Genomic DNA, 6,817 nt, shown 5'->3' on the forward strand with positions numbered 1-6,817 from the left:
CAAACTATAAATTTATATATAACATAGATAATACACTTTAGCCATATGGAGCGATTGCTTGCAATGTTGATGCACAATATGGCTTCGTTTTGGTATTAATACTAAGATAATACAATATTATCTTGTATATAAAAGGCTATTTTGGTATAATATTTGATGTCATCGATGGATGATGAGATGGAATATGATTGCTTCGTTGAAAATATAGAGGTCATATAATGGGGATTAGATAGTGTATTTGATACTTAAATGGTTTATTATATTATATATAATCTAATAAATGACACTATACATTAATAATTTGACAATATGTGTAGACAAGTTAACAAAACCTGACTTATCTATAAAGTATGATCTATTTTCTTAACGTGCTATATTTTCCGAATTCTCAATCGATCAAGTTTCAGCTTTATTTAAAACGCGTGATACAAAAAACCCATTTGTAGGTTTAGCGGCTTTTTTATAAACGATTGAAAAAAGTTAAACACTGCAAATTTAAACTTTGTAGTATAATACGTATAATTATACACATTTAATAAGGAGTCATCTATGATTGCCTATTCTCGTGATGAGATCATCCCCGCTACAGAAGTAGCCCGTAATTTCTCTTCTGTATTTAAAAGCCTTGTTGATGGTGCAAAAGAGAAAATTGCCATCGCTAAAAACAATAAGCTCGAACTCGTCGTTTTACCGATAGAAGAATATGAGCGTCTAAAAGAGATTGCCGATTTGGCTGAGCATATTGAAATTTATAAAACTATAACCGACCGTACAGCAAAAGATACCGGAGTGCGTATTGGAATGAGTGATATGATGAATCGATTTGGAGTGAATGAAGCTGATGTACACAATTGAGTTTTTTCCAGAGGTAGAAGATGACCTCAAACAACTTGATCACCGTGTCCGACTATTAGTATTCAAACAACTTAATAAACTTACACGCTCAGCACAGCTTGGTGATCTACTTGGCAATAAATCGGGGATGGATCTATCAGGTTGTCGAAAAATGTACGTTGATCATAAACGGGTTCGTATTGTGTACCGCATTCTCGAAGAGGTTATCATTGTCGAAGTTATAGCAATAGCCGCTCGCGATGAAATGGCAGTGTATCGTGAAGCTGCACAAAGAATAAAATAAGATGAAAGACAAAAATACTAACTTAGCTGCCGTAATGCAATTTGCCGGAATCTGTTCTAGTGAATTTGGCAATAAGACAATTCAAGAGCTCAAAGAAGAAGTTGGAAGAGCAAAATATTACGAGATTAATGAAACAACCGTAAGTCTCCAACACAAACTCAAAAAAATAAAAGATGACGATAAATCGATTATTGAAGATTTTGATGAGACCTTGATGGATGGGCTTGAGTAAACGTTTTTAAAACATGTTAATGATGATTCGGCTGTTTTGGATCTTTATGCATGATTGATAAAAAAATTGACACACACAAGTAATTATAGTAATATATATTACAGTAATATAAAATACAAAAGAGACTCAATGAAGTTTTACAACCGTGAGAAAGAACTAGAAAAGCTCCGAAGTATTGAAGCTAGCTCACAGAGCGGATCAAAAATGACCGTGGTCGTCGGTCGTCGTCGTATCGGTAAAACCAAACTTATCAAAGAGGCGTTTGAGCAAAAAGTCTACCTTTTCGTATCCAAAAAGAATGAAGCACTCTTGTGCGAAGAGTTCATCACCGTCCTGCAAAACACCCTCGATCTAAAAATACTGGGGAGTTTTACCAAATTTAAAGACCTCTTTGAATACATGATGCTCTTGTCCAAAGAGAGGGCGATCACCCTCATCATCGATGAGTTCCAAGAGTTTTTGCAGATCAACCCCTCACTCTACTCCGATATGCAAAACATTTGGGACACGTATAAAGACTCGACAAAAATGAACCTTCTTCTCAGCGGATCAATTTATTCATTGATGAAAAAGATATTCGAGGATAAAAAAGAGCCTCTGTTCGGTCGTGCCGATGCAAAGATTCATTTACAGCCCTTTCGTGTCGATACCCTCAAAGAGATTTTAAACGATTACAACAGCACCTATACCAACGAGGATCTACTATCGTTTTACATTTTTACCGGAGGAGTGGCGAAATACGTCGAATTGTTTGTGGATGCGGGTGCCTTTACAAAAGAAAAACAGCTCGATTTGATTTTTAGTGAGGATTCACTCTTTTTGGAGGAGGGGAAAAATCTCTTGATCGAAGAGTTTGGAAAAGAGTACACCACCTATTTCTCCATCCTCTCGCTCATCGCCTCGTCTAAAACATCACGAAGTGCGATAGAATCGATTTTGGAACGTAATATCGGAGGGTATTTGGATCGGTTGGAGAACGAATATACGGTTATCCGAAAGATAAAGCCGGTACTCGCCAAAGAGGGGAGCCGAACTCAAAAATATGAGATAAGCGATAACTTTTTCAATTTCTGGTTTCGCTTTATCTACAAAAACAAAAGTGCGGTAGAGATAGGTAATTACCCCTATGTCCGCTCTATCGTTGAACGTGACTACACGACGTTTGCGGGTAAATTTTTGGAGAAGTATTTTATCGAACAGCTCAAAGGGACTCAAAATTATTCTCTCATAGGTACCTACTGGGAGCGAAGCAATGAAAATGAAATCGATATTGTCGCAGTCAATGAGTTGGAAAAAAAGGTGCTGATTGCGGAAGTCAAACTAAACCCTAAAAAAATCGATTTGGACGTGCTTAAAAATAAAAGCCTTAAGTTGATCGGCGATTTTAAAGCGTATAGGATTGAGTATAAGGGATTTTCAATGGTGGATATGTAAATTAGGAATGAATTCCTAATCAATAATCTATTTAATAGTAATGCAATACTGATGTGGCACAATAAAGGATAAGAAACGATGAAAGCAACTTTAGAATTCAACCTACCGAACGATGAGTTTGAACATATTGCTGCAATCAAAGCAATGGATATGTATTGTTTGATGAATGATACACTTGAAAAAATCAGAGAGATGATTAAACATGATTCCAATATCAACGGGGATCAAGCAAACGCACTCGATCAATTGCGCCATTACATCCTGGATGAAATGAAGTCGAGAGACTTGATGTTCATTAGTCGGTGATACCGATGTCCCCTCAACACTTCCAAGATGATCTAGCCGAATGGGATCTCTGTACCGGTAAAGGATTAATAAGCGATCTCGATGCCTGGCGTGATCGCTACATTACTGAGAAAGTGGCTCAAGGGGTAAGCGATAAGACCCGTAAATCCTACGGAGAAGCACTGACCCCTCTTATCGAGTTTGCCCATCAGTATGATAGGGTTATGGATCTGGATGGGTTATCGGCAAAGTTTGTCAATAACTACCTTATGTGGTATCAAGAACATCTCGCCTCTAAAGATCTCGAAGCTAAAAAGATCTCGAATGAAGAGTATCATCAAGTCCTCTCTAATCGTAAAGCCAACCGTGGGAAAAACGACGCAAAGCTCTCTATTGTCTATCGTTATGAGAAAAGCCTTTCCCACCGCTTGACAGTTCTCAAACAACTCCTCCTTTTTATCAGTGAAAACAATAAAGAGAACAAAGACTTCACTCCTATTTTTAAATATTTCACCAAAATCAAGGTTCAAAAACGGAGCACCGATTTTGTGACGGAGAATGAACTCGAAGAACTGATCGATTTTATGAAACACTGGCCGGAAGTTTACAAGAAGCATTTTTCGAAGAGTTCGCAGCGTTATGCCTATCGCAATGCTCTGATCGTATTGCTTTATTGTCTAAGCGGTGCACGTGCTGATGAAGTGATCTCTCTAAGAATGGAGCATATCAAAGAGTCCGAATACAAAGACGATCATGGTACTACCCATCTGTTTTATACGATCGCTTATCATACGACTAAAGGGGACAAATACCGTGAAGTGGTAGTGAGACGTGAAGAGATAGAACCGTTTGTGGAGTACATGAGAGCTATTCTGCCGGACTCATCTTATGTACTCTCCAGTACCTATACCAACGGAACCTACACGAATAAGAAAATGCCCGATGTGGATATGTGGAAATTCACCACGTACGCGCTTAAAGCGATCGGAGTTAATAAGAGTGGACGTCATATCATCCGCCGGGGATATGCGACCAAAGAGCTCGCCGATGGAAAAGACTTGGCGATTGTGGCGATGGAGCTCGGACATACTTCAACCAATACGACATTTAGTGCCTATGTAAAGAATAATCCTGAGCTGATGATGAAACGAGAGGTGGAGGGGATGAAAACAAAGTTTTAATTGAGCCTCAAACAAGACCCATTTTCATAATCTGTGCACGTATTTCACCACCAATCTTTGTCGCTTCGGACGTACTGACTCCAGCTTCTAGCGCTCTTTTTTCATAGGGTGATAAGACTGAAACAGCAGTTCCGATAATTTGTTTTGCTTTATTTACTGGGATAAGATTTTTCTGGGCGACAACCAGAAAGTCATCGATACTAAAATCGGAACTCTTGCCGTTAATAGATGTCAGATGTTCCTTGACAGCTCCTTTGGAATACGTGACATCATACGCCGGTGCAAGACGCCATTGTCCATAGCGGTCCATCATGAATTCAAAGTTCTTGGCATGGTCATCCACATTGAAAGATAACGCATTGAATACCATGCGCCGAAACATCTCTTCAACATCGCTTTGGCTTTTACATATCAGATTGGTTAGCTTGAGAAGTTCCTCGTACGACATCACTTGTGCTACACGGATATCTTTATGCATCAAACCGGCCGCACTGCAAACATGGATTTTTTGGTCGTTTTTATCTCTATCGTATCGCTCAAAGATTAGGTGGTGTTCCCCGTTTTCTTCGATTAACGTCATCTCAGGTATCGTGATTCCACACTCTTTGGCAAGTGACATATGAAGGTGTTCTAATTTTGTTAACTCGATACTTTCGTTAATACCCTCTGCATTAGGGTATGACTCATCAAATTTTAATATTGAACGGACAAATCCATCTTGAATAGCACCGCTATTGCTCCTAATTTCACCACTTTGTTGATTGTAAGAAATCAGTAACTTTGCTCTTGCCCCGCCTATGGGTGATGCATTATTGATGATATTCATAAAATCTCTGATCGTTGTATTTTTTATATCATCATCTAAAACAAGGCGCATCTCTTCTCGTAATTCTTTTGCACTCAGTGCGATGGCGGCTTCCATAATCTCTTCATGCTCTTTTGGAGCATACTCTATGGCACCCATACCGCGATCGGCGATGAACGTTAGCTTTTGCAGCAAGGTAACTTTATCCGGAGCTACCCCTTGGCGCTCGAAGTAGCGATCAATAAAGGGCATTCCATGTTTATCGGGAAGAGATTGGAAAAAAACTCCACACATCCCATAATAGTAATCAGGTGAATCAGGATTGGTATACGCGCCGGTGATTTTTTTCGTATTTAATTTCAGTGGAGATATTTCAAGTCCAAGAGAGGTAAATGCAGTGTCGTATTCGAAATAAATTCTACCCATATGTATGATCATTGTACCGATCTTATGGCCATAAAGATAGGCATCGACTTCTAATAGTTTTTCCATATTATTTCCTTACCCGTTTTGGTAGAGGGTTTTTAGTGGCAGCTTCTCGGATGTCGTCCAGACTTTGGATCTCATCATAGGCTATCAGACCTTCCAAATTCTTTATCATATCCAGTGCATATAATACCTGTACCAGTGAGATCAGAGCGATTTTTTTCTGATAGATGAACTTTTGATAAGTAGCAATCGAAAGACCGGCAAGATCACAAAGGTCTTGTTGTCTCAGTTTTTTTCGCTTACGCGTTTTTTCGATAGTAACAATGAGTTCTTCGATGAATTCAAAAGGTGTCTTTAACTCAATCATAAACATCCAATAGTAAGTATTATTTAGAATAAATAAATATTGAACATATTATAGTATGTTTTATGTGAATTGTAGGTGGTGGGTTACTTTTTGACTATAAATGATCTAAAGAAAAGTTATTTCTCATCTAAGCACTACACTTTCTGAAAATAGCGGGTCTCTCCATTGACCTTGGCACTGAACCCATCGGAGGCAATGTTGATTTGATGCATCATCAGATCAAAGTGTTTTGATGGGTTCTCATATACGTTCATTGCAATACTGTGATCAAAATGGACACGGTAATCGGCATGAAGCGATTGAGAGGATTGTGGGTGTATAAATCTTGCTTTTGCTTCGGGTAAGAAATGGAGAATGAACCCTGTTTTAGAGCATTGAAACTGTTGATCACATAATTGAGAATCGATCCGAGGTGAAATTTTTTCTTGTGTGATGGCAGAGCGATCAGAATGAATGATCTCCTCGCTCATTAATGGAGCCGTACCCAATAAGCCGGTAGTAATCAGAGCGGTGGCTAAAAATCGTTTGGATTTATCGTGATATTTATACATATATTGCACTCCTGATATAACATGAAACAAATATGAGACATTGTATAGGTGAATGATGAATGATAGTTAACAATGAAGAAAAAGTTTCTCTTTGAAGTGTCGTACAGACCAGTGATACGGTAAAAGATTTTGGTATATCAATGTATACACAAAGCCACTCTTGCTTAGTTTTTGAGTTTAACTATCAAATGATAAAAATTATTATTTACTTATTACTATCTTAATAGTTTATAATAAATATAATACTGTCTTTTATTTGTAACCTATAAGGGGTCGCTTCAGGAAACGGAATATATAGCACGTTAAGAGAATTTTACCGCCCTTAAAGGCCTAAATTTGCCATCTTTGATCTTCGAACTCTTTTTCCAGACGTAATCGCCTGTTAAATTGATATG

8 protein-coding genes and 1 pseudogene are annotated in these 6,817 nt (G+C 38.2%); 6 read left to right on the forward strand and 3 right to left on the reverse strand.

The genetic code is table 11. The features are described from left to right. Positions 1-549 precede the first annotated feature (549 nt). The 6 genes and pseudogenes from PHR02_RS12440 to PHR02_RS12465 form a co-directional block, all read left to right on the forward strand. Positions 550-756, forward strand: a pseudogene (locus PHR02_RS12440) (type II toxin-antitoxin system Phd/YefM family antitoxin); the annotation flags it as partial. 85 nt (positions 757-841) lie between these two features. Continuing rightward, complete coding sequence (locus PHR02_RS12445) at positions 842-1,138, forward strand: type II toxin-antitoxin system RelE/ParE family toxin (RefSeq protein ID WP_299992499.1); 297 nt, start codon at positions 842-844, stop codon at positions 1,136-1,138. Between the two features lies 1 nt (position 1,139). Continuing rightward, positions 1,140-1,370 (forward strand): hypothetical protein, encoded by a 231-nt coding sequence (locus PHR02_RS12450; protein WP_299992501.1) that lies wholly within the window; start codon positions 1,140-1,142, stop codon positions 1,368-1,370. A 129-nt stretch (positions 1,371-1,499) separates the two neighbouring features. Beyond that, positions 1,500-2,804, forward strand: coding sequence for an ATP-binding protein (locus PHR02_RS12455; RefSeq protein WP_299992502.1), 1,305 nt, complete (start codon positions 1,500-1,502; stop codon positions 2,802-2,804). A 78-nt stretch (positions 2,805-2,882) separates the two neighbouring features. Then, complete coding sequence (locus PHR02_RS12460; RefSeq protein WP_299992503.1) at positions 2,883-3,110, forward strand: hypothetical protein; 228 nt, start codon at positions 2,883-2,885, stop codon at positions 3,108-3,110. A gap of 5 nt (positions 3,111-3,115) precedes the next feature. Beyond that, on the forward strand, positions 3,116-4,270 hold the full coding sequence (locus PHR02_RS12465; RefSeq protein ID WP_299992505.1) for a site-specific integrase: 1,155 nt from the start codon (positions 3,116-3,118) through the stop codon (positions 4,268-4,270). Positions 4,271-4,277: 7 nt separating this feature from the next. Here PHR02_RS12465 and PHR02_RS12470 read toward each other — a convergent pair whose 3' ends face one another. The 3 genes from PHR02_RS12470 to PHR02_RS12480 form a co-directional block, all read right to left on the reverse strand. Next, positions 4,278-5,567, reverse strand: a complete 1,290-nt coding sequence (locus PHR02_RS12470; protein WP_299992507.1) for a type II toxin-antitoxin system HipA family toxin — start codon at positions 5,565-5,567, stop codon at positions 4,278-4,280. A gap of 1 nt (position 5,568) precedes the next feature. Further along, the gene (locus PHR02_RS12475) at positions 5,569-5,871 is read right to left on the reverse strand and encodes a hypothetical protein (RefSeq protein WP_299992508.1); all 303 of its coding nucleotides are present in this window, start codon (positions 5,869-5,871) and stop codon (positions 5,569-5,571) included. Between the two features lie 134 nt (positions 5,872-6,005). Continuing rightward, complete coding sequence (locus tag PHR02_RS12480; RefSeq protein WP_299992510.1) at positions 6,006-6,422, reverse strand: hypothetical protein; 417 nt, start codon at positions 6,420-6,422, stop codon at positions 6,006-6,008. Between the last annotated feature and the right edge of the window lie 395 nt (positions 6,423-6,817).

It is taken from the genome of Sulfuricurvum sp. (genome assembly GCF_028688295.1).
Taxonomy (GTDB): domain Bacteria; phylum Campylobacterota; class Campylobacteria; order Campylobacterales; family Sulfurimonadaceae; genus Sulfuricurvum.